This is a genomic window from Shimazuella sp. NTD247, assembly GCF_059510415.1.
In genome coordinates, this window is record NZ_JCAJZU010000004.1 from 315,570 (window position 1) to 339,711 (window position 24,142).

General features: G+C 39.6%; 30 protein-coding genes and 1 other annotated feature. Of the genes, 16 read left to right on the top strand and 14 right to left on the bottom strand.

Features of this window, described 5'->3' with window-relative positions; translation table 11 throughout:
• Window positions 1-100: 100 nt before the first annotated feature.
• Window positions 101-919 carry a MerR family transcriptional regulator gene (locus AC5WOC_RS12350; protein ID WP_496055718.1) on the bottom strand — a complete coding sequence of 273 codons (819 nt, stop codon included), beginning with the start codon at window positions 917-919 and terminating at the stop codon, window positions 101-103.
• Between the two features lie 412 nt (window positions 920-1,331).
• On the opposite strand from AC5WOC_RS12350, the gene AC5WOC_RS12355 reads away from it, so the two are divergent.
• Window positions 1,332-2,201 (top strand): cation diffusion facilitator family transporter, encoded by an 870-nt coding sequence (locus AC5WOC_RS12355; RefSeq protein ID WP_496055719.1) that lies wholly within the window; start codon window positions 1,332-1,334, stop codon window positions 2,199-2,201.
• Between the two features lie 97 nt (window positions 2,202-2,298).
• Here the strand turns inward: AC5WOC_RS12355 and srtD are convergent, their stop codons facing one another.
• Complete coding sequence (gene srtD, locus AC5WOC_RS12360) at window positions 2,299-2,919, bottom strand: class D sortase, LPxTATN-specific (protein WP_496055720.1); 621 nt, start codon at window positions 2,917-2,919, stop codon at window positions 2,299-2,301.
• A 315-nt stretch (window positions 2,920-3,234) separates the two neighbouring features.
• Here srtD and hprK point away from each other — a divergent pair, with 315 nt between their 5' ends.
• Window positions 3,235-4,161 (top strand): HPr(Ser) kinase/phosphatase, encoded by a 927-nt coding sequence (gene hprK, locus AC5WOC_RS12365; protein ID WP_496055721.1) that lies wholly within the window; start codon window positions 3,235-3,237, stop codon window positions 4,159-4,161.
• 1 nt (window position 4,162) lies between these two features.
• Here the strand turns inward: hprK and AC5WOC_RS12370 are convergent, their stop codons facing one another.
• Window positions 4,163-4,381: a hypothetical protein gene (locus AC5WOC_RS12370; RefSeq protein ID WP_496055722.1), complete on the bottom strand. Its 219-nt coding sequence runs from the start codon at window positions 4,379-4,381 to the stop codon at window positions 4,163-4,165.
• Window positions 4,382-4,563: 182 nt separating this feature from the next.
• On the opposite strand from AC5WOC_RS12370, the gene lgt reads away from it, so the two are divergent.
• Together lgt and AC5WOC_RS12380 are read left to right on the top strand one after the other, a co-directional pair.
• Window positions 4,564-5,490 carry a prolipoprotein diacylglyceryl transferase gene (lgt, locus tag AC5WOC_RS12375; protein WP_496055723.1) on the top strand — a complete coding sequence of 309 codons (927 nt, stop codon included), beginning with the start codon at window positions 4,564-4,566 and terminating at the stop codon, window positions 5,488-5,490.
• Window positions 5,491-5,536: 46 nt separating this feature from the next.
• A complete protein-coding gene (locus AC5WOC_RS12380) occupies window positions 5,537-5,962 on the top strand; it encodes an acyltransferase (RefSeq protein ID WP_496055845.1) in 426 nt (141 codons plus the stop codon).
• Between the two features lie 331 nt (window positions 5,963-6,293).
• Here the strand turns inward: AC5WOC_RS12380 and AC5WOC_RS12385 are convergent, their stop codons facing one another.
• The 3 genes from AC5WOC_RS12385 to AC5WOC_RS12395 all read right to left on the bottom strand — a co-directional run bounded on the left by AC5WOC_RS12385 (window position 6,294) and on the right by AC5WOC_RS12395 (window position 10,053).
• The gene (locus AC5WOC_RS12385) at window positions 6,294-7,535 is read right to left on the bottom strand and encodes a glutamate-5-semialdehyde dehydrogenase (protein ID WP_496055724.1); all 1,242 of its coding nucleotides are present in this window, start codon (window positions 7,533-7,535) and stop codon (window positions 6,294-6,296) included.
• A complete protein-coding gene (gene proB, locus AC5WOC_RS12390; RefSeq protein ID WP_496055725.1) occupies window positions 7,520-8,635 on the bottom strand; it encodes a glutamate 5-kinase in 1,116 nt (371 codons plus the stop codon). The genes AC5WOC_RS12385 and proB overlap by 16 nt, the downstream gene beginning before the upstream one ends.
• A 72-nt stretch (window positions 8,636-8,707) precedes the next feature.
• Window positions 8,708-8,924 (bottom strand) — a binding site (T-box leader).
• A 40-nt stretch (window positions 8,925-8,964) separates the two neighbouring features.
• On the bottom strand, window positions 8,965-10,053 hold the full coding sequence (locus AC5WOC_RS12395) for a quinone-dependent dihydroorotate dehydrogenase (protein WP_496055846.1): 1,089 nt from the start codon (window positions 10,051-10,053) through the stop codon (window positions 8,965-8,967).
• 389 nt (window positions 10,054-10,442) lie between these two features.
• Here AC5WOC_RS12395 and AC5WOC_RS12400 point away from each other — a divergent pair, with 389 nt between their 5' ends.
• Window positions 10,443-10,805, top strand: a complete 363-nt coding sequence (locus AC5WOC_RS12400; protein ID WP_496055726.1) for a hypothetical protein — start codon at window positions 10,443-10,445, stop codon at window positions 10,803-10,805.
• Between the two features lie 177 nt (window positions 10,806-10,982).
• On the opposite strand, the gene AC5WOC_RS12405 is transcribed toward AC5WOC_RS12400, so the two are convergent.
• The gene (locus tag AC5WOC_RS12405) at window positions 10,983-11,291 is read right to left on the bottom strand and encodes a hypothetical protein (protein ID WP_496055727.1); all 309 of its coding nucleotides are present in this window, start codon (window positions 11,289-11,291) and stop codon (window positions 10,983-10,985) included.
• Window positions 11,292-11,522: 231 nt separating this feature from the next.
• Between AC5WOC_RS12405 and hisZ the strand changes: the two genes are divergently transcribed.
• The 8 genes from hisZ to hisIE are packed head-to-tail and all read left to right on the top strand — an operon-like array spanning window position 11,523 to window position 17,842.
• A complete protein-coding gene (gene hisZ, locus AC5WOC_RS12410) occupies window positions 11,523-12,644 on the top strand; it encodes an ATP phosphoribosyltransferase regulatory subunit (protein ID WP_496055728.1) in 1,122 nt (373 codons plus the stop codon).
• 22 nt (window positions 12,645-12,666) lie between these two features.
• Complete coding sequence (gene hisG / locus AC5WOC_RS12415) at window positions 12,667-13,299, top strand: ATP phosphoribosyltransferase (RefSeq protein WP_496055847.1); 633 nt, start codon at window positions 12,667-12,669, stop codon at window positions 13,297-13,299.
• Window positions 13,280-14,554: a histidinol dehydrogenase gene (gene hisD, locus AC5WOC_RS12420; protein WP_496055729.1), complete on the top strand. Its 1,275-nt coding sequence runs from the start codon at window positions 13,280-13,282 to the stop codon at window positions 14,552-14,554. The genes hisG and hisD overlap by 20 nt, the downstream gene beginning before the upstream one ends.
• Window positions 14,547-15,137: an imidazoleglycerol-phosphate dehydratase HisB gene (gene hisB, locus AC5WOC_RS12425; RefSeq protein WP_496055730.1), complete on the top strand. Its 591-nt coding sequence runs from the start codon at window positions 14,547-14,549 to the stop codon at window positions 15,135-15,137. The genes hisD and hisB overlap by 8 nt, the downstream gene beginning before the upstream one ends.
• Entirely contained in the window at window positions 15,134-15,736 is a 603-nt protein-coding gene (gene hisH, locus AC5WOC_RS12430) for an imidazole glycerol phosphate synthase subunit HisH (RefSeq protein ID WP_496055731.1), read from the top strand. Before hisB ends, hisH begins: the two co-directional genes overlap by 4 nt.
• Window positions 15,737-15,738: 2 nt before the next feature.
• Window positions 15,739-16,470, top strand: a complete 732-nt coding sequence (gene hisA, locus AC5WOC_RS12435) for a 1-(5-phosphoribosyl)-5-[(5-phosphoribosylamino)methylideneamino]imidazole-4-carboxamide isomerase (protein WP_496055732.1) — start codon at window positions 15,739-15,741, stop codon at window positions 16,468-16,470.
• On the top strand, window positions 16,467-17,240 hold the full coding sequence (gene hisF / locus AC5WOC_RS12440; protein WP_496055733.1) for an imidazole glycerol phosphate synthase subunit HisF: 774 nt from the start codon (window positions 16,467-16,469) through the stop codon (window positions 17,238-17,240). The genes hisA and hisF overlap by 4 nt, the downstream gene beginning before the upstream one ends.
• Window positions 17,222-17,842, top strand: coding sequence for a bifunctional phosphoribosyl-AMP cyclohydrolase/phosphoribosyl-ATP diphosphatase HisIE (gene hisIE, locus AC5WOC_RS12445; protein ID WP_496055734.1), 621 nt, complete (start codon window positions 17,222-17,224; stop codon window positions 17,840-17,842). The genes hisF and hisIE overlap by 19 nt, the downstream gene beginning before the upstream one ends.
• Window positions 17,843-17,906: 64 nt before the next feature.
• On the opposite strand, the gene AC5WOC_RS12450 is transcribed toward hisIE, so the two are convergent.
• The 3 genes from AC5WOC_RS12450 to AC5WOC_RS12460 form a co-directional block, all read right to left on the bottom strand.
• The gene (locus AC5WOC_RS12450) at window positions 17,907-18,206 is read right to left on the bottom strand and encodes a hypothetical protein (protein WP_496055735.1); all 300 of its coding nucleotides are present in this window, start codon (window positions 18,204-18,206) and stop codon (window positions 17,907-17,909) included.
• 316 nt (window positions 18,207-18,522) lie between these two features.
• On the bottom strand, window positions 18,523-18,843 hold the full coding sequence (locus tag AC5WOC_RS12455; protein ID WP_496055736.1) for a hypothetical protein: 321 nt from the start codon (window positions 18,841-18,843) through the stop codon (window positions 18,523-18,525).
• A gap of 162 nt (window positions 18,844-19,005) precedes the next feature.
• Window positions 19,006-19,296 carry a hypothetical protein gene (locus AC5WOC_RS12460; RefSeq protein ID WP_496055737.1) on the bottom strand — a complete coding sequence of 97 codons (291 nt, stop codon included), beginning with the start codon at window positions 19,294-19,296 and terminating at the stop codon, window positions 19,006-19,008.
• A 199-nt stretch (window positions 19,297-19,495) separates the two neighbouring features.
• Here AC5WOC_RS12460 and AC5WOC_RS12465 point away from each other — a divergent pair, with 199 nt between their 5' ends.
• On the top strand, window positions 19,496-19,726 hold the full coding sequence (locus tag AC5WOC_RS12465) for a hypothetical protein (protein ID WP_496055738.1): 231 nt from the start codon (window positions 19,496-19,498) through the stop codon (window positions 19,724-19,726).
• 43 nt (window positions 19,727-19,769) lie between these two features.
• Here the strand turns inward: AC5WOC_RS12465 and AC5WOC_RS12470 are convergent, their stop codons facing one another.
• Complete coding sequence (locus AC5WOC_RS12470) at window positions 19,770-20,342, bottom strand: TetR/AcrR family transcriptional regulator (RefSeq protein WP_496055739.1); 573 nt, start codon at window positions 20,340-20,342, stop codon at window positions 19,770-19,772.
• 108 nt (window positions 20,343-20,450) lie between these two features.
• Between AC5WOC_RS12470 and AC5WOC_RS12475 the strand changes: the two genes are divergently transcribed.
• Entirely contained in the window at window positions 20,451-21,164 is a 714-nt protein-coding gene (locus AC5WOC_RS12475) for an SDR family oxidoreductase (RefSeq protein ID WP_496055740.1), read from the top strand.
• Between the two features lie 48 nt (window positions 21,165-21,212).
• Here AC5WOC_RS12475 and AC5WOC_RS12480 read toward each other — a convergent pair whose 3' ends face one another.
• The 3 genes from AC5WOC_RS12480 to AC5WOC_RS12490 form a co-directional block, all read right to left on the bottom strand.
• On the bottom strand, window positions 21,213-21,752 hold the full coding sequence (locus tag AC5WOC_RS12480) for a DUF2812 domain-containing protein (protein WP_496055741.1): 540 nt from the start codon (window positions 21,750-21,752) through the stop codon (window positions 21,213-21,215).
• Window positions 21,739-22,092, bottom strand: a complete 354-nt coding sequence (locus AC5WOC_RS12485; RefSeq protein ID WP_496055742.1) for a PadR family transcriptional regulator — start codon at window positions 22,090-22,092, stop codon at window positions 21,739-21,741. Before AC5WOC_RS12485 ends, AC5WOC_RS12480 begins: the two co-directional genes overlap by 14 nt.
• Window positions 22,093-22,359: 267 nt before the next feature.
• The gene (locus tag AC5WOC_RS12490) at window positions 22,360-22,677 is read right to left on the bottom strand and encodes a hypothetical protein (protein WP_496055743.1); all 318 of its coding nucleotides are present in this window, start codon (window positions 22,675-22,677) and stop codon (window positions 22,360-22,362) included.
• A gap of 217 nt (window positions 22,678-22,894) precedes the next feature.
• Between AC5WOC_RS12490 and tnpB the strand changes: the two genes are divergently transcribed.
• Window positions 22,895-24,022, top strand: coding sequence for an IS200/IS605 family element RNA-guided endonuclease TnpB (tnpB, locus tag AC5WOC_RS12495; RefSeq protein WP_496055744.1), 1,128 nt, complete (start codon window positions 22,895-22,897; stop codon window positions 24,020-24,022).
• The last annotated feature ends 120 nt before the right edge of the window (window positions 24,023-24,142 follow it).

Sequence of the window (24,142 nt, forward strand, 5' to 3'; positions counted from 1 at the left end):
CTGAGTCAGTTCATTTCTTTCGATATTTATACTCTACAACCTCCACCTAAGGGGAGAGTCAAGAAAGAAAACAATAAAACTTTCTTTTTTGAAGAAAGCATTAGAAAATGGGGATTAACAATTCGGTTTTTCTTTTTGAACCAATTACTTCTTTGTCACCAGATAGATAATGTTCTCGAATTGGTAAATCAGTATTAATTTTCAATTGGTGGAGATCAATAAATTTCTTTAGTTCTTTCCATATTTCATCCGAATGATGATATGGATTGGAGTCAGCGATAAGCGAGATTGCTTTTGTAAAACCAGGAGTTTGGTAAACATTCACTCGGTTATTATTGAGGATCTTTTTGGATAAGGGGATAGCAACCTCCATATCGACAGGTTTATCATCAATTGGAAATGTCCCAAACCAATGAACGATAAGATCTGCGTTTGGATTTCCCCCATGATCTCCCACATACTGCTTTAGTTCATCCAATAACAAGCACATATTACTTTTTGGTGTGAATTCGCGTATCGAAGCTACTAATATATCATTTGTTTTTTTTATTACCGGAGTAGTAGATACAGGATACTGATTCTCCTGATTAATATTTGCGATTCTCTCATTTACTTCTACAAGTTGTGATTGTAATTCGATAATTGTATTTTGGATCTCTACTTGCTTCTCTTGTAGGGAATTTGTTACTTCTTTTGGAGAAATATTTGCTTGTAGAAGTGATTTGATTTGATCTAATGTAAATCCTTGCTCTTTCCATGCCTGAATTCTTCTAATTGTGAGCAATTGCGTAGCGGTATAATAACGATATCCAGTTGCTTGATCGATCATTTTTGGTTTTAAAATGTCTATTTGATCGTAGTAACGAAGTGTTTTGATTGAAATGCCAGATAATTTGGAGAAGGCTCCAATTTTAAACATTACTCTCCCTCCAGAAAAAAGTATAATGGCGATCATACCAGATGGAGAAACTCCTTTTAGCGTTGTTTTTTGAAATCATAATAAGGCATGTATATGTTTTATACCTTTTTTTCTATCATAGAATGAGCGATAAAAAAAGCTCTCAAGATAAAAAGCTGCCATTCAGTTTATATGGCAGCTTGATCTATGTGTCATTCTGTTTACATTCAGGTTTCCGGGACAGAGCACTCGTTTTGCAAGTAACTCCGTCCCACTATCTGTATAAATACCAACCGAAGTGCTTTTTTTCTTCATCCCAACAATTTTGAGCGTTGTTTATTTTGTATGACGGACAAAAAAACATTTCTCTAGACTCACTTCAACTTCGGCTGTTAGAATGGGATAGCATTTGTGAATGGAAGGAGAGGATTAGGTGGAGCAAAAGCGCTACGAAGATCTGAAAAAGAGTGAAAAAGGCGCAATCATAAGTATTATAGCGTATCTATTTTTATCAGCTTTAAAACTAACAGTTGGATATATGGCAAATTCGGAGGCGCTTCGAGCAGATGGTCTGAACAACGCAACCGATATTATCGCTTCCATAGCAGTGTTGATGGGCCTTCGGTTTTCGCAAAAACCAGCTGATGATGATCATCCATATGGACATTGGAAAGCAGAAACCGTATCCTCTCAAGTCGCAGCATTTATTATGATGTCTGTTGGTATACAAGTGTTGTATACAGGTATCACATCTATTATAGGTGGAAAAGAAGCAGCTCCCGATTTATTATCTGCTTGGGTTGGTTTATTTTGTGCTGCAATGATGTATGCCGTTTATTTTTATAATAAAAAGTTGGCTGAAAAAACAAAGAGTCAAGCAGTAAAGGCTGCAGCAAAAGATAATCTTTCTGATGCATATGTGAGTATTGGTGCTGTAGTTGGTATTGTCGGTTCTCAATTTCATATTGCCTGGTTAGATACCGTTACAGCTGTTGTCGTAGGGATTTTGATTTGCAAGACGGCATGGGATATTTTTCGTGAGACAACACATCACCTCATGGATGGGTATGATGAGAATTTAATCGAAGAATACAAAGAAACGATTTTGCGTGTGAACGGAGTAACGGAAGTTAAAGCAATAAAAGCAAGGAATTATGGAAACAATGCCGTGGTGGACATAGTTTTATGTGTGAATGGTGATTTAGCAATTCAAGATGCACATGATATCTCGACAGAGGTAGAAAATGAATTGATTCAGACATATGACATTTATGATGTCCACATTCACGTTGAACCTAGTTAATTCATAGGAGATCATTTCGATAACTTTATTGGATAAGTTTCTTAATACTTCCATAGATATAAAAAATAAGCCAAGTCTAGTTGGCTTATTTTTTATATTACACAACATTTTTATCTTTTTGTACATCGATCAATTCTGCGCGAATGATATACCGATCAGGTGCACTCCCGATAAAATCGAACGGATAACAAGTAGTTAATGTTAGCACTGGCTTTGGGATCGGAACGATGACGGTTCGATCATCTGCTTTCGTAATCCATGTTTTTCGAATTTGATACGTATACACATTGCCGTGAAATTTGACATACAGTCTATCACCAATTTTTAATTTTCCAGCCCCTCGAAAAACAGTATCACGGTGACCAGAAAGTACCACATGTCCGGTTTCCCCTGGGTTTACTGTACCATATCCGACATAATGCCCTACTCCTTTTTTCAAGGAATTGTCGTCTGTTCCTTGAATAATTGGGAGAATAGCACCCATTCGCGGGATAATGAGTTCCCCAATTTGCCCGCTTACTTTTAATTTTATATTATTACTAGATACGCCTTCTTTGAGAGCTGTCTGGGCTTTTCGATCGTCCCAGTTTGCAGCTATTTTTTTTGAAGCGATTGGATCATAAACGACTCTTCGCAATTGATCCCACCATTGAAAACCATTAAAAACCATTAAGAACACACCAACGATTATAACTAGCCAAGCTAATTTCCGTATCAACCATGAACACTCCTTTAGGTGTATATAACCTCGAACACTATTCTTTATTAAGATAGATTTGTCATATTCATTAATAATTCCTTCAGTGTTACATAATAGACACATACAGTTGCCCGTGATTGAAAGATCTACTTTGAAATTCAAGATGAACAGATTTACTTACTTTGGGCAGATAAGACTGATTTTAGCATGTTTCTCGATATATTTGTCGATAATGTGATAAGATACGTTATAACTCTAGTTATCTATATTGCATGATCTCACAGATAGATTTACAAGTAAATCTGATGATGGGTTTGAATGGAGCGAAATTGGATGAGTACAGGCGTAAAGATCGATGAATTACAAGCAGAATTTGATTTAGAATTAATAGAGAAGGATGTATCTTTAGACAGAGTGATCCAAACTAGTGATCTATATCGACCTGGCTTGGAATTAGCCGGTTTTTTTACCTACTATCCAGTGGATAGATTACAACTGTTGGGGAAGACAGAACTCTCCTTTATTGACAGCTTATCAGCAGATATCCGAGAAGAAAGAATGAAAAAGATTTGTCATCCGGAAGTACCAGCTATATGCATTACAAGAAATTTATTTGCACCTGATGATTTGGTTGATGCAGCGAGTGTTGCTGGTGTACCGTTACTAAGAACCAAAACTGCTACAACGAAGTTCGCAGGAAAAGTAACCGATTATTTAGAAAAAAGGCTTGCACCTGTTTCTACACTTCATGGCGTATTGGTTGATGTGTATGGAATTGGTGTCTTAATAACAGGAGAGAGCGGCATTGGGAAGAGCGAAGCTGCTTTGGAATTAATTAAAAGAGGACACATGCTAGTAGCGGATGATGCTGTACAAATAACGCAAGTTACAGAAGGAGAATTATCAGGTACTGCTCCAAAGATTATCAAACATCTATTAGAAATCCGAGGTTTAGGGATCATGGATGTGATGATTTTATTTGGGGCTGGTGCTGTACGCAATAAAAAGAATATTTCCCTAGTTATTCGTTTGGAAACATGGCGGGAAAATTATCCATATGATCGCTTAGGATTGACAGAAGAGACAATTCGAATCATGGATACAGAACTCCCGAAAATTACTATTCCAGTTCGCCCCGGACGAAATGTAGCTGTTTTAATTGAAGTAGCTGCAATGAATTATCGCTCCAAGATACTTGGCTATCATGCTGCAGAGCAGTTTGTTACAAGGTTAGAAAATTCGCTAGATGAAAAAGAGTAAATTAGAAAAATAAAATCATCCTTCCTGCTCGACTTACTTTTGGCTCTTGCCAATTTGGGTAATAAACGAATTGGATTGGATTTTGATATAAGCATCCAGGTGTTTGGCAAGTCCCGATTCCATCGTTAGCAGAGACGCAAGTTTTATGACCACATTCCAAGCAATCGTAACCTTTTTTTATCTGTTTATTTATATTTGAATAAGTTTCTATATTTATCATAGTAATCACCCTCCTTTTACATTTTAACCTATCAATACGACATGAAATTTGTCTGTTTTGATAAAAAATATCTTTATTATGTGTGATCGGATTACTAGGATTTTTTGCCTGCACTATTTTCTTTTGTGTTTCTTTTCTTGTACAATGAGCACTATGAGTTATGTTCGGAAAGGAAGAATTATATGTTAGTAATTGATCCGGTTGCTGTTTCTTTAGGGCCGCTCCAGATTCATTGGTATGGCATTATTATGGGCTCAGCAGCACTGCTAGGATTATATCTCGCAGTTCTAGAAGGAAAACGCCAAGGTATTGATACCGATAAGTTATTGGATATGATGATTTGGGTATTGCCTTCGGCAATTATTGGAGCGAGATTGTATTATGTGCTTTTTGAGTGGGAGTATTATTCGACTCATCCGGAAGATATTATCGCAGTTTGGCAAGGTGGACTGGCTATTCATGGTGGTCTGATTGCAGCCTTTTTAGTAGGGTATATTTACATAAGAAAACATAAACTATCTTTTTTGCAGCTTGCTGATATTGTGGCACCAAGTATTTTACTGGCACAAGCGATTGGCCGTTGGGGTAATTTTATCAATCAAGAAGCACATGGTGGACCTGTAAATCTAACTGTGTTACACGATCTTCATCTTCCAAATTGGATTATCAATCAGATGACGATCGCTGGAGTTACTTATCATCCGACATTTTTATATGAATCTCTTTGGAATTTAGTTGGATTTGGAGTGTTGTTATTGTTACGATACTTCGTTGTCCCCAAACGAGGAGAAATCTTATTTTCTTATATGATTTGGTATTCCATAGGGCGTTTCTTTATTGAAGGCCTGCGTACGGACAGCCTTGCATTTAATGGTCCGGACTGGCTGGCTTCCCTGCTTCAAATCCTTTGGTCGCCGCTTGGGTTAGTTTTTCCTCCAGGTCACTTAGCAGGTGGAAATATACGTATTGCGCAGCTCGTTAGTTTGTTGACTGTTTTTGTTGCTATCGGTTTTGTTGTATGGAGAAGAGTGACAAAAAGAGCCGAAGACGCTACGTCCAAACAAGTGAAAACGCAAGCAGTTACAACTGAGGTGAAGACCAATAACTAGAAAAACAGAGCGGTTTTCTGTCATAGGTGCAAACTCTTTGTGGCAAATGTACCGAACGATTTCTTTTTGGAAGGTATTGCGGAATACTCTTGTTTGTTGGGGAGTCCGCTATCTTCCTTTTTTTCGATTGAAAAATAGCCTATATCGAGGATTGACCGGAGTAGAGATCGGTGAGAAGACTGCCATCGCTTTTTTTGTGATGTTTGATTTACTCTATCCAGAGAAAATTAGAATCGGAAAAAATACGATTATCGGGTATAATACTACGATTTTAACACATGAATATTTGATCAATGAATATCGCGTTGGAGATGTAGTGATCGGGGATAATGTGATGATTGGAGCAAATACGACAATACTTCCTGGTGTTACCATTGGGGATGGTGCAGTAGTTGGGGCAGGTACCATAGTCTCCAAAGATGTTCCGCCAAAATCTTTTGTTATTGGGAATCCAATGCAAGTGAAGAAATAATTCATATTAAATCATATCCGAAAAATTTATGGTGAGATAAGTTTTGACAGCAATTAGCTATTCCCTGACAACATGGCGGTTCTCAGGTCTAAGTCTAAGAAAGAGCTGGTTAAAGCGGTCGTTGATGCACTGGCAGCAAGACCTGAAAAACTGCGAATTGAAGATTGGGTTTTCTATGGCAAATCCAAGCGAATTTCTGGACGGCGGGGATGCTGAATACTGTGCTGGACAGGTTCAGGATTCTGGCAAGTCCCTTCCTTTAGAAGCCAGTGGCGTCGCAGATAATAATCTGTGTAAATATAAAAAAAGACATATCCATTTTGGATACGTCCTATTCTCTTATCTGCCCATCCCCATGAATCACATATTTATAACTGGTGATTTCTTTAAGCCCCATTGGTCCACGGGCATGAAGTTTTTGTGTGGAAATACCGATTTCTGCCCCAAATCCAAACTCAAAGCCATCCGTAAAGCGCGTAGAAGCATTGTGATATACGGCAGCAGCATCAACTAATGTGAGAAAATGTTGTGCCGTTGCTGTATTTTCAGTGATGATTGCTTCCGAATGTTTGGTTCCATATTTTTCAATATGATCAATTGCTTCCTCTGTGTTTGCAACAATTTTGACAGCAAGCATGAGATCGAGGTATTCCGTTTCAAAATCGAGAGAAGTAGCTTCTTCGATGTTGGGAAAGAGTGTTTTTGTTTTTTCACAGCCTCGTACTGTAACTCCTTTTTCCTTAAGCACAGGGAGTAATTGTCGAAGGAACGCAGGTGCGATCGCTTCATGCACCAAGAGAGACTCAATCGCGTTGCAGACGGATGGACGCTGTACTTTGGCATTGACTGTGATATTAAGTGCCATTTGTGGATTTGCTTCTTGGTCGACGTAAACATGGCAGTTGCCTACACCCGTTTCGATGACTGGAACAAGCGAATGCTCTAGTACATACTGGATTAAGCCTGCACCGCCACGGGGAATGATCAAGTCCACGGAAGATTTGCTGCGAATAAGTTGTTCGATGGTTTTTCTTTCTGTCTGTTCGATAATTTGGATCGCATCTTCCGGTACGTTGGTTTGGCTAAGCCCGCTGCGCAATGCTTGCACCAAGGCTATATTCGTATGAATTGCTTCTTTTCCTCCACGTAAAATTACTACATTTCCTGTTTTTAAAGTCAGACTGGCAGCATCAACGGTTACATTAGGACGGGACTCATAAATCATTCCAATGACGCCAAATGGAACACGTACTTGTTCCACTTTTAAACCATTTGGGCGGGTCAAAGTTTGGATTACTTCTCCAACAGGATCATTGAGTTCGATGATTTGCTTTATTCCCGTTATCATGGCATCAATACGTGATTCATTAAGTCGTAAACGATCTAGTTTGGATTCAGTCAATCCTTGTTTTATGCTAGCTTCTATATCTTTTTTATTAGCTTCAAGTATTGCTTCTCGATATTGCCACAATGATTTGCTTAGCTGATCTAATGCTTTATTTTTGTCATTAGTCGATACAGCAGCCAATCGTCGTGATGCGATTTTCGCTTTTGTTGTTAGTTGATCGAGCAAGAGGATGCACTCCTTTTTGTTGATAGTAGCACAAGCTGATCGCGATGGATAACTTCTGGCAAAAGTGGTAATGGTTCTCCTTCTTGTCTCTTGCCTAGAAGTTGATCAATATCTCTTTTCGAGAAATGGGTAATTCCTTTTCCTACTGCTGTATTTTCATAGATGATTTCTACAACAGAACCTTCTAAAAAATAACCTCTTGTTTCTACAATTCCTGCTAGTAATAAGCTGGAACGTCCTTTTGTCAAAGCTACAAATGCACCAGTATCCACGATTACACTTCCTTCCGCTCTTGTTCCATAAGCAATCCAAGGTTTTTTCTTTTTCAATGGAGTATCAGCAATGAAGTGTGTTCCGATACAATGACCAGCTACAATTTGTTTTAAAATATCAGGATGGCTGCCATTGGCAATATGAACAGCGACTCCTGACTTTGTAGCAATCTGCGCTGCTTGTAATTTTGTTTTCATTCCACCTGTACCAACAGAAGATCCTTGTCCCCCTGCGATTTCCCATAGTTCAGGGGTGATTGTTTCAATTTTATCGATTAATCTAGCATCTTTCTGTAATTTTGGGTTTGCAGTATAGACACCATCGATATCCGACAACATGATATAGAGATTAGCAGTAGTAACCATTGCTACCAGTGCACCTAGTGTATCGTTATCTCCAAAGCGGATTTCCTCGACTGCAACGGTGTCATTTTCATTGATAATCGGTATAATGCGATGATGTAATAACGGTTCAATCGTATTGCGAATATGGATGAAACGTTTGCGGTCTTCCATATCTGATCGGGTGAGTAATAACTGAGCTACAGGGATATTATGTTTTGCAAAACCTTGTTGATAGTGTTGAATCAGAATGGATTGTCCTACAGCTGCTGCTGCTTGTTTTTCAGGCATGGTCAGTGTTGTCCGATTCCAACCCAATGCACCTAACCCTGCAGCAACAGCTCCTGATGTAACTAGGATTACTTGATAATTCATTTGATGAAGCAATGTGAGTTGGGTTACTAGTAATTCTACTTTTTCGGCTGAAAGTGTACCCGCTGTGTTAACTAGACTGCTCGATCCAATTTTTACAACAATCCTTTTCACCATGAATCTCCTTTCCTGTCCGTATAATTCAAATTTCTGGACAATATATGGATAAAAAAACCATCCGCCCTAGAGAAGGACGAATGGTTTCGTGGTACCACCTTCATTGGTTTTATAAGAAATATATAAAACCCACTCAAGTAGAGATTATCGGCTCTTACCGACTCGTTTTTCACGAGTAGCTCAGGAGGCGGGGTTCTGTTTGGAAGCAGATAGGATTTTTCAGCCAAGAATCCTACTCTCTAAACTAACTTCAATCAAACATACTTTTCTCCATCAACGCATTCTGAATATTTTTTTTTTACAATACCGAAAAGAGAAGCCTTCTGTCAAGTTGTTTTCGAACCAACAGCTTCTTCGAGTGAATGTATACCTTGTTTCTCAAAGATCGACAATAACTCCATATTGATCTTATGAGCGATCGCTGGACCCTCATATATCATACCTGTATAAACTTGAATCAAACTCGCTCCAGCACATATTTTTTCATATGCATCTTCCCCAGAGAATATTCCGCCGACACCGATGATGGGGATTTTTCCATCTGTGAGTTGATAGATACGTTTTACAAATTCCGTAGATTTTTTGGTTAACGGTCGTCCACTCAATCCTCCAGTTTCCTGTGTCAAAGAGGATGGATGCAACTTATCTCTGGAAATGGTGGTATTTGTGGCAATAATACCATCAATTCCTGTTTTTACGGCAGTATGAATAATTCCTTGCAGTTGATCAGCTGTCAGGTCAGGTGCAATTTTTAAAAATACGGGTCGGTATGAACTTGTTTCTTTTAATAATTCATCGCGTGTAGATAAAACAGAAGTTAATAATTTTTGCAGCGCATCGACATGCTGTAAATCACGTAATCCTTCTGTATTAGGAGAACTAACGTTCAGCACAAAATAATCTGCATAGTCATAGAGACTTATCAACCCATGTCGATAATCACTGCTCGCTTGTTCATTTGGGGTATCTTTGTTCTTTCCTAAATTAATCCCAATGGGGATGGAAGGTCTTTTTAAAGTTTGAAAGGATTGTTTGGCTTCTTCTAAGCCATGATTGTTAAAGCCCATTCGGTTAATGACGGCTTCATCTTCAACCAATCGAAATAATCGAGGTTTGGGGTTTCCTGCTTGCGGCCGCGGGGTTAATGTACCAACCTCAATATAGCCAAATCCTAAGGCTGCTAATCCCGGATACACATTAGCATGCTTGTCAAAACCTGCGGCAAGCCCTACTGGATTGGGGAAAGAAAGTCCGCAGATGGTACTTGTTAATCGTTTATCAGCAACAGTAAAGCGATTTTGAAAAAATTTATGAATACTAGGAGTGCTCTGCATCATTTGCAGCCCACGGATTGTTAGTGTATGGGCTTGTTCCGCATTCATTCGGAAAAGTAATTTGCGCAAGGATTTATACACCATGTCTTTATAGCGTCCTTTCTGTGCAACATATCTAAAGTAGCATACCACAGAAAAAAAACGTTAGCGAGAAAGAGATAGGAATAAATTAATGTAATTGGTGATCAGATGGAGGCACTTTGCTCATCTTTAGAGGTGAGCATGATATGTTTTGAGTCCAAACAATAATAAAAATAGGACCTATTTAATTATTTATAATTAATAGGGTTAAATTAGATCTGCGCGCCCTGCCAACAAGTACTAAAGGAAGAACACTGACACTTCCTTTGATAAAAGGGTAGTGTAACACGAATATCCGTAATATATTGATAATTTTCAATCATAATATAAAATATGTTAAAAAATGGAAGAGGAGTATTATTGATCAATTTCTAAGAAAGGGTGATTTTTTGAAGAAAGCATTACGAATTCTTCGATTTTCACTGATCATGGTATTTGTCTTTGTATTACAAACAAATATTGCTTTTGGTGCATCAGCAGATTGTCATCTTCATGGGGGAAAACATTGCCGAACAAAACTGGTTCATGCTTCGTCCAAACATACCTTGAATGTCAATGTCTATAGTTGGGATGGTTCAAAACTTAAATTTAAAGTGATTGATGGAAATAATGGCAGGGTCGTTAAAAGTGGAAGTACAAAAGGGACAAAGCACTATCATCTTAGCAAAGTTTACAGCAGCTATTATTTAAAACTGGATTGTGACGAATGGATTGGTGGATGCGATGCAACAGGAAGTTTAGATAATAAATAGACGGAATTTGCTGACTCTCTTCCACAAAGAGAATGCTATACAAGATGCAGGGCATAGCTGGCTGCATATTGATCGTCTGGATACAGTAGTTCAATCAATTGGGGACATACTTGATCAAATCAGCTCCTCATTTTGAAAAAGCAGTCTGGGTACACGCATTGCGTGTACCCAGTTTTTTTACCTACCAATATGGAGCTTTATATTCCCTCGGAGACGATAGGTATCAGGTTTAGTGAAAGGAATCGAGCAGATGACTGGATCATCGAAAGGATGGTTCAATGTTTTGTCATGCTCGATGTAAGTAACAAGACCTCTATATCCGATACTTTTCCAGTTACGACAAATACTAATTATAATTTTACAATCTTTGTCCTCCCACAAAATCTCATCTTCCAAAGCACTCTCTACGATCTCGGCATTTGCAGGAAGATTTTCTACGATCACCTCAGGGTCTTTTCGCTTTGATATATATTTTTTTGTAGGCACTGGCACTCCATTCATTCGAAATGCATAACAACTTGTCATGCTCTTTCTATTATATCATCTTCATATTAATATTAGAAAATTCCAACATCTATAGATCCCACTTAAGAACATCAATATATCCTTCACAATAATGATGTATCTTTTTGTATCTTTAGTAGCCATAATTAGTGTATTATGTTAAAATAATTAACAATACTTTATCACGTTAACATACTAAAGCGAGGGTGAAAAATGAGTCCAGAAGCATTTGAAAAGCCAATAGGATTTCAAGATGTTCCCCCTATTCTTACAAGAAAAAAACGTGAGTTAGAAACTCGTTTATCTCGCGTATTTTCCAGTTGGGGTTACCAAGAAGTAATGACACCAATGGTAGAATATGCGGAAACTGTCGGTCAAGCCAGTGCTATTTCTGAAGAGAAAATGTTTCGCATCATCGGTCAGGAACGAGCTATGCTGGTTCTTCGTCCGGATCAAACTGCTCCAATCGCCAGAATGGTAAATTCCCTTTTACAGCATGAGTCCTTGCCGCTTCGATTATTTTATCATGCGAGTGTATTTCGGACACAGGAAAAAGCTGCAGGCAGAAGGGCAGAGCTATATCAATCCGGTGTAGAATTGATTGGCGAAGACAGGGTGAAAGCTGATGCAGAGTTAGTTGCTCTAGCGATTACAGCTTTGCAGGCTTGTGAAACTTCTACATTTCGTTTGGTCATCGGTCATATTGCTCTGCTAGCTGGTTTATTAGAATCAGTATGCCCGTCTTTAGAAAAGCGTTTGGAATTGACTCAATATCTTAGCAATCGAGATTATGTTGGATTTGAAGCTACCCTTCAACAATTGGAAGACGATCAAGGGGTTAGTGAACTTTTACTTCTGTGCAGAAACTTGGATAAGAAGGAGTATTTAAGACCTCTTCTTTCACATACTTCTGCAAAAGTGGTAGAAGCGGCGAAACAACTGATTCATATTTGGGAGATTCTTGAAGACTATGGTTATGCATCATACCTGAGTGTGGATATTCGACTGCTTGGTAATATAGATTATTATACAGGAATGTATTTTGAAGGCTTTGCGGATGGTGTCGGTTTTGCGATTTTAAGTGGCGGGCGGTATGATCAATTGTATGAACAATTTGGTCGGGCACTGCCAGCTACTGGTTTTGCTTTTCGAATGAATAATTTAATTCAAACAAGCAAAATCGATTCAAGCAGAACAAAGCAAACAATACTATACTACCCACTGTCTATGCGCAAAGAAGCAATACTCCAAGCCGGTAAATTACGAGAAGATGGTTACACTGTAATTTTGCAAATGGATAACAACCAGAAAGATATTGTTTGGAGGGAAAGCTGAATTGGAACTCTTAACGATAGCAATGCCAAAGGGCAGAATATATGAAGAAGCGCTGAGCATTTTAGCCGATGCAGGCATACCAGTTCCGATCGATTTGACTAAAGAAACACGCAAGCTGATTCTTACAGCACCTGAAGCTCAGCTTGCATTCTTTTTAGCAAAACCAATGGATGTTGCGACTTATGTGGAGTATGGTGTAGCTGATTTAGGAATTGTAGGAAAAGATGTACTGCTGGAAGAATCAAGAAACGTATATGAATTGCTAGATTTGCAGATTAGCCCTTGCCGGGTATCTGTTGCTGGTCTGCCTAATAAAGCAGAAGTAAATGGTCGAATTGCTACGAAATATCCTTCCATCGCCGGAAAATATTTTCGCGGTATTGGTGAACAAGTAGAAGTGGTAAAGCTAAATGGTTCGATTGAATTAGCTCCCTTAATTGGATTAGCAGACAGGATCGTTGATATTGTTTCCACTGGGCAGACTTTGCGAGAAAATGGATTAGTAGAGTTACAAACGATTACAACAGTGACTTCCCGCTTGATTGCCAATAGGGCGAGTTATCAATTGAAATATAAACGCGTTCATCAATTTTATGATCAATTGAAACAACATATTGAGAGGAGGGGAGAAACATATGAAAATTTATCAAGCTGATGAATGGCAGCCTGCTGTGAGAAACAATCAAGATAATCACGCAATTTTACCGATTGTCCAACAAATTATTGCTGATGTACACCAGAACAAAGACCAAGCCCTCTTCGCTTATACGCAAAAATTCGATGGAGCTGTATTAACTTCGTTTCTTGTAACGAAAAAAGAAAGAGAAGTGGCATTACAATCAGTTGATTCTGCTTTTGTAGAAGCATTGGGAAAAGCGGCAGATCGAATTCGTCTGTTTCATGAGAAGGAACGCAGAACCTCTTGGTGGAACATGGAAGAGAACGGTTCTATGTTAGGCCAGCTCATTCGGCCATTAGATCGAGTCGGAATCTATGTTCCTGGAGGGAGAGCAGCTTACCCATCATCTGTACTGATGAATGCGATTCCAGCAAAAGTCGCTGGTGTTGAAGATATTATTATGGTAACTCCCCCAGATAAAGATGGCCGAATTCCAGCCACCACTCTTGTAGCAGCAGAGATCGCAGGTATTGATAACATATATAAAGTTGGAGGAGCCCAAGCGATCGCAGCACTTGCCTATGGTACAGAAAGCATCGATAAGGTTGATAAAATAGTAGGTCCTGGCAATCAATTTGTTGCCTTAGCCAAACAGCTTGTCTATGGTCAAGTAGCGATAGACAGTATTGCAGGCCCAAGTGAAGTAGTAATTATTGCCGATGATCAAGCAAATCCTGCTTATATCGCTGCAGATTTGCTGGCACAAGCAGAGCATGATCCCGAAGCTGCTGCGATTCTTTTGACACCATCAATCAACATAGCGGCACAAGTTGCAAAGGAAGTGGAGAAGCAACTTTTAACATTGAATCGAGGAGAGATCGCCGCAGAATCAATAAATAAAAACGGTGCTATTATTATTACGGAAAATATACCAGAGGCAGTAGCGATTTCGAATCAAATTGCTCCAGAACACTTAGAACTTATGGTTGCTCATCCTTGGGAATGGCTGGGACAGGTACGACATGCAGGAGCCATATTTTTAGGAGCGATGAGTCCTGAGACAGTTGGAGATTATATGGCTGGGCCGAGTCATGTCCTGCCTACCAGCGGAACAGCCCGATTTTCATCCGCATTGAGTGTGGATACTTTTATTAAGAAAACAAGTCTGATTGCTTATAGTAAAGAGGCACTACAGCAAGATGCCAAGCAAGTTATCACCTTGGCAGAACATGAAGGATTAGGAGCACATGCTGCTTCTATTCGCATTCGGACGGAGGAGAATCATGAATAGAAGAGGTCATGTGGAGCGCGTAACCACAGAGACGCAAGTTGATGTGAATTTATCGTTGGATGGAGAAGGAAATGCTACACTACATACAGGGGTTCCCTTTCTAGAACATATGCTGGATTTATTCGCCAAACATGGCAGGTTTGATCTAGCTATTCGATCGATCGGAGATGTTCATATTGATGATCATCACACTGTTGAAGACACAGCAATCTGCATCGGCAGAGCAATTGACCAAGCGTTAGGGGATAAAAAAGGCATACGCAGATATGGAAATGCGTTTGTCCCGATGGATGAATCTCTTGGTCAAGTAGTCATCGATTTATCTGGTAGAGCTCACCTTGAATTCCGTGCGGATTTTCCTAGCGATCGAGTAGGCAGCTTTGATACGGAGCTCGTTCATGAGTTTTTTTGGAAACTGGCATTAGAAAGTAAGATGAATTTGCATGTTATTTTGCATTATGGTCGAAATACACATCATATGATTGAATCCTTATTTAAGGCCCTCGGACGTGCTTTGCATGAAGCAACACGAATCGATCCAAGCATCAAAGGAGTTCCTTCCTCCAAGGGGGTGTTAGGGTGATTGCAATTATCGATTATGGAATGGGAAATTTATATAGTTTGAGTCAAGCGCTTTTGCGGTTAGAACATGAATATGTTATTACAGATGATGTAGAAACCATTCGAAATGCTGATAAAATAATCCTGCCAGGTGTTGGCGCATTTGGCGATGCCATGGAAGAGTTACACAGAAGAGGATTAGACAAAGTCATTATCGAAGAAGCGATTGCAGGGAAAGCACTGCTTGGAATCTGCCTCGGGATGCAATTACTATTCACAAGTAGCGATGAACATGGATACTACAGTGGATTGAATTTACTTGCAGGCCATGTTCAAAGATTAGAAGTAGATTTACCAATTCCCCATATGGGTTGGAATTGGATGAAGTTTCGACATCCGCATCCTCTTTTCGGAAGCTTAGAAGAAGGTCATGTTTATTTCGTCCACTCTTACCATGTAAAAGCGAAAAATGAGGAAGATGTCATTGCGACAACAGATTACCATGACGAAGTTACTGCTATAGTAGCCCGCAATAACATCATCGGAATGCAATTTCACCCAGAGAAAAGCGGACCATTAGGTATCCAACTCCTCCATCAATTTGCAAAAGGGAGGATTTAACGTTGACTTTTACCATATATCCAGCAATAGACATACGTGATGGAAAATGTGTCCGATTAGTACAAGGAGATTATCAGCAAGAAACCATTTTTCACGATCAACCTTTGGAAATGGCGAAAAAATGGGTAGATCAAGGTGCTGCATGGCTTCATCTAGTTGATTTAGACGGCGCTCGGTCAGGGAATTTGACCAACAGCAAAGTAATAGAATCTATTGCAAATAATGTAGATATATCCATTCAAGTAGGCGGTGGTGTACGAGATTTAGAGCGTTTAGAGTTTTTACTATCCATTGGTGTCAATCGTGTAATTATTGGTTCAGCAGCTATTGATAATCCATCGTTTGTAAAGGAAGCATTAGCAAGATATGCAGATAAGATTGTCATTGGATTGGATGCGAGGGATGGGTATGTTGCTACACATGGATGGCTGCATCAAGCAACAGTAACAGCGGTAGAACTGGCAAAACAGATGGCAGAATTAGGTGCAAAAACGTTTATTGTGACAGATATTGCAAAGGATGGTTTGCTGTCAGGAGTTAATGGAGACATTGCCAAACAAGTTGCAGCTGCGTCAGGAGCAGAAGTAATTGCCTCTGGTGGAGTAGCAACAATCGAAGATATCAAGAAACTAAAAGTACTAGCAATTGATGGCGTAACAGGAGTAATAGTAGGAAAAGCACTGTATACAGGAGCAGTTTGCTTAAAGGATGCTCTAGAGGAGGCCAGCCAATGATTACCAAGCGCATCATTCCTTGTTTGGATGTAAAAGATGGCCGGGTGGTAAAAGGAGTTTCTTTTGTTGGTTTACGTGATGCTGGAGATCCAGTAGAGTTAGCAGCGCTCTATGATCAAACAGGAGCAGATGAACTTGTATTTTTGGATATATCCGCTTCCCATGAAGGCAGAAAGACAATGATCGATGTGGTTCGTCTTGCTGCTAGTAAACTGACAATCCCTTTTACTGTTGGAGGGGGAATTCGTACAGTGGAAGACATGACAGAAACGCTTCGAGCAGGTGCAGATAAAGTTTCTTTAAATACAGCCGCAGTTTTAAATCCTGAGCTTATCTCTGATGGTGCCCGCCGATTTGGCTGTCAATGTATCGTTGTGGCAATTGATGCCAAATTTGAAGAAGAATTAGGGACATGGGTTGTCTATACACATGGCGGAAGAGAGAGAACGGACTGGCTTGTTTTAGATTGGGCAAAACATGTTGTAAAATTAGGCGCAGGTGAAATTTTGCTCACTAGTATGGATCAAGATGGGCAAAAGAATGGTTTTGATATCGATCTCGTAGACAGTGTTTCCTCTGCTGTCAGCGTTCCTGTTATCGCTTCCGGTGGAGCGGGAAGTGCCAAAGATTTTATTGATGTATTTACTAAAACCAAAGCATCCGCAGCCCTTGCCGCTTCTATTTTTCACTATGAAGAAGTAAAGGTGATGGAAGTAAAAGCATTACTTAGAGATATGGGAGAAGAAGTACGATGGATAGCAACAAGATAAACTGGGACAAAGAAGGTCTTGTTCCGGCTATCATTCAAGATGCTAAAAGTTTGCAAGTACTCACGCTTGCTTATATGAACAAAGAATCTTACCAAAAAACAATGGAAACGAAACAGACATGGTTATACAGTCGTTCTAGACAAGAACTTTGGCACAAAGGGGCTACTTCTGGTAATACCCAAAAGGTAGTTAACATTTTATATGATTGTGACCAAGACGCGATTTTGTTACAAGTACATCCAAATGGTCCTGCATGTCACACAGGCAGCATCAGTTGTTTTAAAGAAGGAGAAGAGAGTATGTCATCATCTAGTAATGTATTAGCTGATCTAGAAAAATTGATCGCTGATCGTCATCAAAAACTGCCAGAAGGCTCTTATACGACTTATTTATTTACCAAAGGCGTAGATAAAATCGGCAAGAAAATCGGCGAAGAATCAGCCGAAGTGATTATCGCAGCCAAAAATAATTCCAAAGAAGAACTAAGGTATGAAGCAGCAGATTTGGTCTATCACTTAATGGTATTATTGCAAAATCAGGGTGTGCAGATGGAAGAAATTTATGAGGAATTAGCTAGTAGATATATTGGCAGGAAAGAGTAGGATTTTACGTCTTAAATAATTGCGCCCCTCTGCTATGGAGAATCCATAACAGAGGGGTTTTTTGTTATCGCACTCGCTTAACGGTACCAATCGTCTTTCCCTTAACGATCAGAACCTTCTCCTGATCGATTGCAAGTTCTTCATAATTTCCCTTATAACGGCTAACCGTAACCCCATCATAAATCTCTGGGCCATGGTATGCTGCAACCACATTCTGGGTGACAATCACATAGTACATAGCACCATCCGCAACTCCGAGATCATAGGTTACTTCTTTATGTGTCTTATTCCTTTCCTTACGAACAGAGCCATCGAACGTGATCTCCCAAGGACCAAACTTTTTCTTTGTAGGTCGCCCAAACATGATTTTTTCTCTTTCTGTAGAAGATCAGACAAATAAATTATATATGAATTTGCTGAAAAAAAGAATAGACGGGTCTTTAGAATAAGTTTTTAAATTTTTTGATTATAAAAGGTTAAAAATTCAAAAAGATAAAGTGGATGAAATACTCTGTGAAATGAGCAGGAAAGGAAATTGGTTGATAAGCAGGAAAAGAGTATGTATCTACTAGACAAGCTAAAATTTTTTTAAGGAGGGTTTCCATCGGTTTAACAAAGATTTGGTGTATCTGCCTAAGATTTTTCTTTATTCCTAGGCAGATACTTTGGCCTTCGTAACTTTACTTGCTCTTTTTGCGTGTCACCATTGCAATGATTGTTCTGTTGTGTTTCAATTCCATCGGAAAACTGATCATTGCTATTCTAAATCGTTTTTCATGCGGATGTGCAGGATAAACGATACCATCAACCGGAGTGTCTATTCCGTAAAGAAAAAGCAGTACAGCATTTGCACTAACTACTACTTGGTATTGTTTTTCTTCGATTGTACCAAGGTCAATGGTCTGGAATCTTTTATTACGTGCATTGGTTTCATGGTGGTGAAAGTCTGTTTTTATCTCCCACCAAATACCTTCGGAACCTTTCAATGGAACCGATTTCATTTTTTCTCTCTTCTCACGAAAAGGACTCTGCCTCTATTATCGTATCAAATAAACTGGGATGAACTCAAATATGCTAGAAGGAGAAAAACGGAAAAAGAAGAGGCAATTGAGGGAGACTCTGGATTAATCCATAAATAGACATCCAGAGCCTTTTCCTTCCAATTATTCAGGAAGACGCTTTACCTCACAGAACTTGACACCCTTTTTCTCATGCTCCAGTGTTGCAGTTTCCCCATCTGCGATTTTCTCATACATCCAGCTGGTGAAACCATAGGCAACACCAGTGTCTTCATGGGTCTCATTGTCATACAGGACGACACAATCAGGCAGGACAGTGAGAGTCAGACCCAATTCATCATTGCGGATCGAGATGAAGTCCTTGGTTTGATGGATCACTTCATAGGGGAAGAGCACATTGATTTCCCACTGGAACTTCGTCAAGATCTTGGGCATGGTTTCTCTTTTCTGGGCAGGGGTAAAACGATTGCTCTTTTATCATATGGGAAATGGAGGGGATGTACAATTTATTTTTGTTTCGTGTTAAATAAGTTAACTATTTTCAAACAATTTATTAGTTGTTTTTGAGTGTTTCCCTGTATGGAGAAGGTAATTATCCTATAATAATGCTAAGCAAACTCACCTAGGAGGAATTATGGCTTCGCATAAGTATTCAAATCTTATTCAGATCATTGTCGCGACGGCAACTGATGCTCCCCAAGTGAGCAATGATCTTTACCTAGCGAAGGATCGTCTGGAAAATGATGATCTGGAGCGTGCAAAGGTGCATCTGGAGGAGGCCATCCGGACGCTGATCATCGAGCACAAGGAAGAGAGTCTGGCATTTGCGAAGGATCTGAGAGAGGAAGTTCTCAATAGACTCTGAGTTTGCAGGCTGGGTGTGGGAAACTGCACCCGGCCGCCGATTTTTATTGAAGAATGGAATGAATGATCGATTGAACAAATTTCTTATCTAATGGAGCATGTTGATTGAGCAGGCGATACCAAATTGGCCCATAACACTGGTCGACAGCATACTCCAAGTCAATATCTGCTGCTATCTCCCCCCTTTCTCTAGCGCGGATCAGTATTTCTTGCAGCGTATTTCTCCTCGTCTCAATAAATTCTTCGCGAAACTGTTTCGCAAAATTATCATTTAGCTGTGCCTCGGCCATAAGACTGCGCATGATCATTCCTGTATCCTGTATCAGTATTTGGCAGGTTTTTCCTAGGTATACTTTTAAATCTTCTGCAAGTTTCCCCGTATCAGGCACTTCGATTTCTTTTTCCGATTTTTGTTTCATCACTTCCATAACTATAGCAGGAACACCAGACCACCAACGGTATAAAGTTGGCTTTCCAACTCCAGCTTCTTTTGCGATTCCCTCCATTGTCAGATTTGTATAGCCTTTTTCCACTAATAAACGCTGTGTTGCGTCTAGCACCGCATTCTTGGCTGCCATGCTTCGCGGCCGGCCCTTTGGATTATTGGCATTTGGCATGATTTCACCTCAATAAAAAATATTTTCTAAAAACTATTTACATTACGTTACGTAATGTATTATAATACAAATATCGAAAACACTTCAACCAAAAAGGATGGAAACAGCATGAAAAATCAACGTGTGATTATTATGGGTGGAACTTCAGGCGTTGGACTGGCAACTGCTGAGCGATTGGTGCAAGCAGGAGCAGAAGTCGTCATAACTGGTCGTAATCAACAAAAGTTAGATAAAGCAATCGAGCAACTCGGTGCTAATGCAACAGGGGTACAGCTCGATGCGGCTTCTTCAGAAGCACTTCAAGCTTTTTATCAGCAACAAGGAAACTTTGATCATTTGGTAATCGCTGTATCTGGCGCAAAAGGTGCTGGTGATTTCCGGGAATTAGCATTGGAAGATCTGCGTCAAGGTTTTGAAGCTAAGTTTTGGCCGCAACTGACAGCCGCACAGCTCAGTCTCCAAACGATTGAGAAAACAGGTTCTATTACTTTTATTTCCGCTATTTCGGCTCGTAACCCTGCAGCGGGAACATCTGGTCTTGCTGCGATTAATGCAGCTTTAGAAGCAATGGTTCCAAGTTTAGCGATTGAGCTTGCTCCTCTTCGTGTCAATGCAGTTTCTCCTGGTGTGATTCGCACACCTTGGTGGAATTGGCTGCCAGAAGAACAACGTGCTGCTGCATTTGAAAGTTATGCACAGGCTTCTACTGTTGGCAGAGTGGGAGAACCCGATGATATTGCTAAAGCGATTCAATACGCTATTGATAATACTTTTGTGACTGGTACAGTTCTGGAAGTAGATGGTGGATTACGGTTAAAATAATTCAAAATAGCAGGGCTAACGCTAGTACGACTAGCGTTAGCCCATTTTTTACTGCTGAAGTCGTTTTAATCTGCTTTTATATCCGAAGTATGGTAAACCGGTGAATATAAGCAGGATGAGTGAAAGAAAACCGAGAACGAAAGCGGTATTGCTAGCCCATAGTGGAAGCCATGTACCTGCTCCTAAAACTGCCAGTAAGAAAAATAACACAGTGGAAAGGAGAGAAGACAAAGCGGATTTTTCTGTTATATTGATCTCATGTTCATATTTATCAACTAGTGTTTGCTTATCGGTATAAATCGGTTTTGTTCCAACAGGAGCAGAGAAAATGTGTATATATCCAAAAGAATGGACTAGAGTCCAGCCGGCTGTTTCAAAAAAAGTGAAATATTCGTCATCCGCATCCGTTCGATAGTCAAGACTATAGATCAGTTCTTTTGGTTCCCCTTTTTTCAGTTTGTAGTTAAATCCCATAAAAGCAAAGGATTCTAAAAACCAACCTTCTTTAGCATAATCACTGAGCCTCTGCATATCTTTTTCTTCCGAAAAAGCAAGGCCTCCATTGTAAACGTATTTAACGTTTTTCATTCCATACTTCTCCTCTCTTTTTGAAAATATCTTCTGCGTGTTTCACCATGTCGCGCCTTCTTTGAACTTCTTTTTGCAGTAAAACGATGCCATTTTTTGTTGTCACATATGTTTTTTTATTTTGTGTGTCCCTGTCTTTTATCTCTTTTATGAGATTGGCTTTTAACAGTTTTTTTATTGTCGTATACATCGAAGCAGGTCCGATCGATAGTACATTATTGGTCATTTGTTCGATAGATTTCATGATGAGATAGCCATGTTTTGCTTCCATTAGGGATAACAAAATATAATACGCAGTATCTGTCAGCTCCCCCATCTCTAATGAATCAGCTCTGGGCATGTATTCACCTTCCGTTTATATCAATAAATAATATATCGTTAAATGAAATATATCATTTATTGATTTAATTTTGCAATAGGAAATAATTGATTTTGATCGTGTATAAGGACTTAACAGCAAATCAAAGATAAATAAACAGGTATGAGTTGTACTCATACCTGTAGTATGGTTTATTTTTATACTCAGCCTGTTTGAAGCAGAAAAATTGATGTAGTTTGTTTTGGTGTTTCTGGATAGTTTCTCGAAACTACCCAGAAACACGACAACTTACTTGATCCGCTTTACGGTTGCCATGTTCAATTCGTCAAATGCAAGAACTTCTGATTCTCCTGCAGAAAGATATTTAGTAGGAAATTTTTGATTGACACACACAGGGAGTGGTTCATTGGTAACGCAATTCATCCCGGATTTGCACATGACAGCCACACGCGAAGAGGTAACCTGCAAAATGTACCCCTTCCCGTTTACCGTGTAATCGAAGTAAGTCGCATTATCACCATACTTGAATTTACGCTCCACTACCGGATAATGGGCAGTAACTTCCCACATGGGGAACCTTGGAGTCGAAAGCTTTTGAGCAGCCATGGTTTGGTCTCTTTCTGTGTGTAGTGGATGACTGTCTATATTAAATTATAACATTGCGAGCGAGAAAACCCACGGTTTAAATCGTGGAATGAAAGCGAGCATCAGAAGAAGATACTTTTTTGTTCTTTCGTAAGTGTGACTATTTTTCAGATAAGCTTGACAAGTAACGAACGTACGATCTATACTATTCGCAAAATTCCAATAAGGGGGTGGTTTCATGAATAAAACTTTTTCTTACCGTCTTCGACCTACCAGAGTACAGGCGACCATGATCCATAAATCCATCGGTTGTAGCCGTTTTGTATTCAATCATTTTCTTGGTGAATGGAACAAAGCGTATCAAGCAACCGGAAAAGGGCTGACCTATGGCATCTGTTCCCGTTTCCTAACGGAGAAAAAGCGAGAGTTTGTGTGGTTGAAAGAAGTTGATTCTACTTCCCTGCAAAACACCCTCAAACATCTTGCGGATGCCTTCCAGCGCTTTTTCCGAAAACAAAACGATGCTCCGCGTTTCAAGAGTAGGAGAAATCGAGTGCAAGCGTATACGACTCAATGCAACTATCCCAAAAGTAGTAGACCAACTATCGAAATCGAGGGAAACAAAATTAAATTGCCAAAATTAGGCTGGGTGAAGTTTGTTCTCTCCCGAGAAATAAGTGGTCGTATTTTATCCGCAACGATCCGTCGTACAGCCACAGGTAAATATAAAATATCCATTCTTTGCGAGGGATGCTATTTGCGATCCATACCAGCGAGAAAAGAAGCCATTGGCATTGATTTGGGTCTGAAAGATTTTGCGATTTTTGATGATGGAACGAAAAAGAATGCGAACCGATTTTTCCGCCAATACGAACAAAAACTAGCAAAAGCGCAGCAAACGATGGCAAGAAGAAAAAAAGACGGGTCCAACTGGCACAAAGCTCGTATCCAAGTTGCTCGCATCCATGAAAAAATTACCCATGCCCGTCATGATTTTTTACATAAACTATCGACAAAACTGGTGAACGAAAACCAAGTCATCCGTATCGAAACGCTGCAAGTAAAAAACATGGTGAAGAATCAGAAGCTGTCGAAATCGATCACCGATGCTTCGTGGTCGGAGTTTGTTACGATGTTAGAATACAAAGCGAAAGAATACGGAAGGAAGTTGGTGAAAGTGGGAAAATCCTTCCCGTCGAGTCAGCTTTGTTCGAGTTGCGGCTATAAAAACAAAGAAGTGAAGCAACTCCAGCTACGAGAATGGACATGCCCAGAATGTGGCATTCTCCATGATCGAGACATCCATGCAGCCAAAAACATAGTAAAAGAAGGTAGAAGATTACTTGCCGTGGGGCTCACGGTCTAAGCTTGGTAAACTTCCTTGGATTACCGAGGATTACCCAAGAATCCCACGTCTTTAGCCGTGTGGAGTTGTCAAAAATGAAAATTCCGAATACAGACAAGACCTCTTAATTGTAAGTGGAAT

Bases quoted from the DNA above. Each gene is read 5' to 3' on its own strand.
- AC5WOC_RS12350 (WP_496055718.1), bottom strand. From the start codon at position 919: ATGTTTAAAATTGGAGCCTTCTCCAAATTATCTGGCATTTCAATCAAA.
- hprK (WP_496055721.1), top strand. From the start codon at position 3,235: ATGAGTACAGGCGTAAAGATCGATGAATTACAAGCAGAATTTGATTTA.
- AC5WOC_RS12370 (WP_496055722.1), bottom strand. From the start codon at position 4,381: ATGATAAATATAGAAACTTATTCAAATATAAATAAACAGATAAAAAAA.
- lgt (WP_496055723.1), top strand. From the start codon at position 4,564: ATGTTAGTAATTGATCCGGTTGCTGTTTCTTTAGGGCCGCTCCAGATT.
- AC5WOC_RS12380 (WP_496055845.1), top strand. From the start codon at position 5,537: ATGTACCGAACGATTTCTTTTTGGAAGGTATTGCGGAATACTCTTGTT.
- hisZ (WP_496055728.1), top strand. From the start codon at position 11,523: ATGAGTCCAGAAGCATTTGAAAAGCCAATAGGATTTCAAGATGTTCCC.
- hisG (WP_496055847.1), top strand. From the start codon at position 12,667: ATGCCAAAGGGCAGAATATATGAAGAAGCGCTGAGCATTTTAGCCGAT.
- hisD (WP_496055729.1), top strand. From the start codon at position 13,280: ATGAAAATTTATCAAGCTGATGAATGGCAGCCTGCTGTGAGAAACAAT.
- hisB (WP_496055730.1), top strand. From the start codon at position 14,547: ATGAATAGAAGAGGTCATGTGGAGCGCGTAACCACAGAGACGCAAGTT.
- hisF (WP_496055733.1), top strand. From the start codon at position 16,467: ATGATTACCAAGCGCATCATTCCTTGTTTGGATGTAAAAGATGGCCGG.
- hisIE (WP_496055734.1), top strand. From the start codon at position 17,222: ATGGATAGCAACAAGATAAACTGGGACAAAGAAGGTCTTGTTCCGGCT.
- AC5WOC_RS12450 (WP_496055735.1), bottom strand. From the start codon at position 18,206: ATGTTTGGGCGACCTACAAAGAAAAAGTTTGGTCCTTGGGAGATCACG.
- AC5WOC_RS12455 (WP_496055736.1), bottom strand. From the start codon at position 18,843: ATGAAATCGGTTCCATTGAAAGGTTCCGAAGGTATTTGGTGGGAGATA.
- AC5WOC_RS12460 (WP_496055737.1), bottom strand. From the start codon at position 19,296: ATGCCCAAGATCTTGACGAAGTTCCAGTGGGAAATCAATGTGCTCTTC.
- AC5WOC_RS12465 (WP_496055738.1), top strand. From the start codon at position 19,496: ATGGCTTCGCATAAGTATTCAAATCTTATTCAGATCATTGTCGCGACG.
- AC5WOC_RS12470 (WP_496055739.1), bottom strand. From the start codon at position 20,342: ATGCCAAATGCCAATAATCCAAAGGGCCGGCCGCGAAGCATGGCAGCC.
- AC5WOC_RS12475 (WP_496055740.1), top strand. From the start codon at position 20,451: ATGAAAAATCAACGTGTGATTATTATGGGTGGAACTTCAGGCGTTGGA.
- AC5WOC_RS12480 (WP_496055741.1), bottom strand. From the start codon at position 21,752: ATGAAAAACGTTAAATACGTTTACAATGGAGGCCTTGCTTTTTCGGAA.
- AC5WOC_RS12485 (WP_496055742.1), bottom strand. From the start codon at position 22,092: ATGCCCAGAGCTGATTCATTAGAGATGGGGGAGCTGACAGATACTGCG.
- AC5WOC_RS12490 (WP_496055743.1), bottom strand. From the start codon at position 22,677: ATGGCTGCTCAAAAGCTTTCGACTCCAAGGTTCCCCATGTGGGAAGTT.
- tnpB (WP_496055744.1), top strand. From the start codon at position 22,895: ATGAATAAAACTTTTTCTTACCGTCTTCGACCTACCAGAGTACAGGCG.